Annotated in this window: 1 protein-coding gene and 2 pseudogenes; all 3 read right to left on the bottom strand. The window is 58.5% G+C overall.

Annotation, left to right across the window (positions count from 1 at the left end):
- Positions 1-441: 441 nt before the first annotated feature.
- Positions 442-1,722, bottom strand: a pseudogene (locus MUB52_RS23805) (IS91 family transposase).
- 12 nt (positions 1,723-1,734) lie between these two features.
- Positions 1,735-2,612: pseudogene (locus MUB52_RS23800) on the bottom strand (tyrosine-type recombinase/integrase).
- 264 nt (positions 2,613-2,876) lie between these two features.
- Positions 2,877-3,419, bottom strand: coding sequence for a tyrosine-type recombinase/integrase (locus MUB52_RS23795; RefSeq protein WP_263846648.1), 543 nt, complete (start codon positions 3,417-3,419; stop codon positions 2,877-2,879).
- Positions 3,420-3,459: the final 40 nt, after the last annotated feature.

Here is a 3,459-nt window from a genome sequence, read left to right as displayed (position 1 = left end):
ACAATACGAAACACCGGCACAGAAGTTTGCTCAGTGTGTTGCGGCGACCCGTTGAATCCACATCTTGCAAAGCAGACCTTCGGTTTGGGCAGGCGAACGGCAGGAGCGTCTAAGATTTTTTGATGCGGGCCAATGTGTTAGGTTGGTCTTGGCGGGATGGCCCTCGTTGACAAATCTGACAAGTTGGAAGCCGTGGGATGCGTGCGCGGTGCTATGGGGAAAGCACTGGCGTCTGTTCCCGATGTCGGTTTGAGTTTGGGCAGGTCGTCGAGGATCGAAGGGTCGGTTGCGCGGTCTTTGGGTCACTATCGGGCGTCTTTGTAAGTCTTTTGTCTTTGGTTTGGCTCGCGTTACGACGCATGGATGGCATTGAGGCAATACCTCCCTTTGACCGGCGCGGTGAGCGTCGGACCGGTGAACGAGTATGAGACGGGCATTTCATCATGCGGCCTGCTTTCTTGGTGGCGCTCGAGTTCGGGGCATCTGTCCACGCCGGAATGTCTCGGTGATCCGCATCAGCTCGCCGCAGTCGGGGCATGGCTCGCGCAATGTGAGGGGTGGTGCCGCTTCATTCGATGGTTGGTCTGGTTCCGCCGATTTGATGTCCCCAAGCAGCGTGCGGATCCGGGCGACTTTCTCTTTGCGCCCCGCCCCGGCTAGGAAGCCGTAGTGGCGGATCCGGTGGAACCGGTCGGGGAGCACATGCATCAGGAAGCGGCGGATGAACTCGAAGGTCGGCAGGCGCATGATCTTCATCCTATCTCCGCGCTTGATCCTGTAGTCTTTCCATTTGAACGCGACGGTGTCGGCATCAGCGCGAACAAGGCGGTGGTTCGAGATGGCGACACGGTGGGTGTAGCGGGACAGATATGCCAGCACAGCCTCCGGTCCGCCGAAGGGTGGCTTGGCATAGACCACCCAGTCGATCTTACGTAGTGGTGCCAGCCATTTGGCGAAGGTAGTGACGTCTGCCAATCCGCTGAGATCACCGAAGAACCTCAGCTGTCCTGCACGATGCAAAGCCATCAGACCTTCGACAAACAGCCGCCGGAACAGCCGCGACAGCACACGCACATGCAAAAAGAAGCCAGGCTTGCAGCCAATCCATCTTGTGCCGTCCGGTGATAGGCCACCACCTGGGACGATCATGTGGATGTGGGGATGATGGGTGAGTGCTGAGCCCCAGGTGTGTAGCACGCTGGTCATGCCCACCTTCGCCCCAAGGCGTTTGGGATCGGCGGCGATGGTTGCCACGGTCTCGGCTGATGCTTTGAACAGCAGTCCGTAGACCGTCCTTTTGTTCCAAAGCGCAATGCGTGCGATCTCGGCTGGCAGCGTGAACACCACATGGAAGTACTCGGCGGGCAACAGGTCGTCAGCGCGCGCCGCGATCCAGTCTTGCGCTGCGTTCGCCATTGTCTCTCGGACCAATGGCGCTCCAATGGCTTACCCTGGCACTTCGGACAATGCCCCCCTCTCGGCAGATTTGGCGATGCCAAATCGCCTGCCGGTCAATGGTCTCTTGCAGCTGTTGTACGCTATATGCTGGTGGTTGCACTTGGTGCAGGCCGCCACATGCCCGCCGAGCGCCTCTGTCCGACAGGCTTCTATCGCCGACATCACACGGAGTTGGCTCAGGTTCATATGCCCAGCGTTGGCTCGCCGGTAGGCAGCCCCGTGAGCTCTGAAGATGTCAGCGACCTCCAGCTTTGGGCGCGGCAACGCCCGCGCGCGTCACTCCACCCTTCGGTTCCGGAGCTGCGCCAACAGCTCGTAGGGGCTGTCGGTGTCGCGGATCAGCTTGGTGGCGACATGGGTGTATTGCGCCGTTGTGCTCAGCTTCGCATGCCCCAGCAGAACCTGAATGACCCGCACGTCCGTCCCCGCCTCCAAGAGATGCGTGGCGAAGCTATGACGCAGAGAGTGCAGCGTGCTGCGAGGCTTCTTGATACCCGCCAGGTGTTTTGCTGCACTGAAAGCGCGATTCAATTGGCGCGGTGACAGCGGGTTGATCCGGGGCTTGCCGGGAAAGAGCCACCCGTCGGGCCGGGCCTCACACCAATAGTCACGCAAAAGCTCCAGTAGGCCGGGCGAGAGCATGACCTTGCGATCTTTGCCACCTTTGCCGCGCTCGACATGGATCAGCATGCGGTCGCTATCGATATCGCTGACCTTGAGATTGCAAACCTCCGACGCCCTCAGCCCGGTACCATAGGAAATGCTGAGCGCCGCCCGATACTTCAGCCCAGGGCCGGGCGCGACCCTGAGGATCGCGAACACCTCCTCAGCACTGAAGACGACAGGCAGCTTCCGAGGTTCCGTGCGAAAGTGCAGGCAGTCCTTTATCTCAGGGCGCTTGCAGGTCGTCTCGAAAAAGAACCGCAGCCAACCAGCCGCACGTTGTAGGTCGACGGGGTGACGTTCGAGTTGACCATGTGAAGCTGATAGGCCCGCAAATCTTCTGCGGTGGCTGTATCCGGCGACCTGCCAAGAAACCCTGCAAAATATCGAACCGCCCTTATATGCGCCTTCTGAGAGCCCTCGCCCAGCCCTTTGATCCGCATGTCCTCGATCATCCGCGCACGCAGCGGCGTGGTCTTGGTGTCCGTCATGGGACCCTCCTGTCTGTTGATTGAGAGACCCCAATCGTCAGACAGACACGCCCATTCCCAAAATCCACACCGTCAGATCATCTCAATACGCCAACCAAAAGCGTCAATGCCGCGCGAGGGGCTTCGTCCTTGTCCGCACTGCCTCACTTGTGAATCCCAAATTCTGCACGTTCGATAGACGTCCGCTTTGGCGAGCCGCAACGCAGCATCGAAGCTCATCGGTGAACGGCAGCTTAGGGTCGCGCTCTTCAGCGGCCCAAATACCTAGATTTCAATCGCTTCTGCGATTGCTAATGCGTCCTCTAGCTCGACCCCAAGGTATCGCACGGTGCTGCCCATTTTCGTATGACCGAGCGGACGTTGAACAGCGCGAAGGTTACCTGTCTTCTTGTAAATGTGAGTGACCTTCGTTCGCCGCATCGAATGGGTTCCATAGGCACTTGCCTCAAGTCCAATCGGCGTCGCCCATTTCCGGACAATCCGCGCATACTGACGTGTCGAGATGTGCAGTCGCTCATGAAAGCGTCCTGGCCACAGATACTCTGAGCCAACCATCAGTTCATCTTCCATCCATTTCTCAACTGAGGCGCGCGTGCCCTCGGAAATCTCGAAGCGCACCGGTTTCTGGGTTTTGCTTTGAAGAACAGAGGCGCGTTCCTTGATTTGACCTGACGCCATCACGTCGACGACTTTCATCTTCACCAGGTCGCAACCGCGCAGTTTGCTGTCGATTGCCATGTTGAAGAGTGCGAGGTCACGATGGTTCTCGGCTAGGGTCAGGACCCATTGATTTCCTTTGAGTGGCATGATTCATCGGTCGAAAATCGAATGGTGATATGAGCGATCT

Origin of the sequence: Roseobacter sinensis (assembly GCF_025755255.1) — a bacterium.
GTDB lineage: Bacteria > Pseudomonadota > Alphaproteobacteria > Rhodobacterales > Rhodobacteraceae > Roseobacter > Roseobacter sinensis.
The sequence above is the reverse complement of the archived record's forward strand: the minus strand, read 5'-3'. Positions and strand labels throughout refer to the sequence as shown.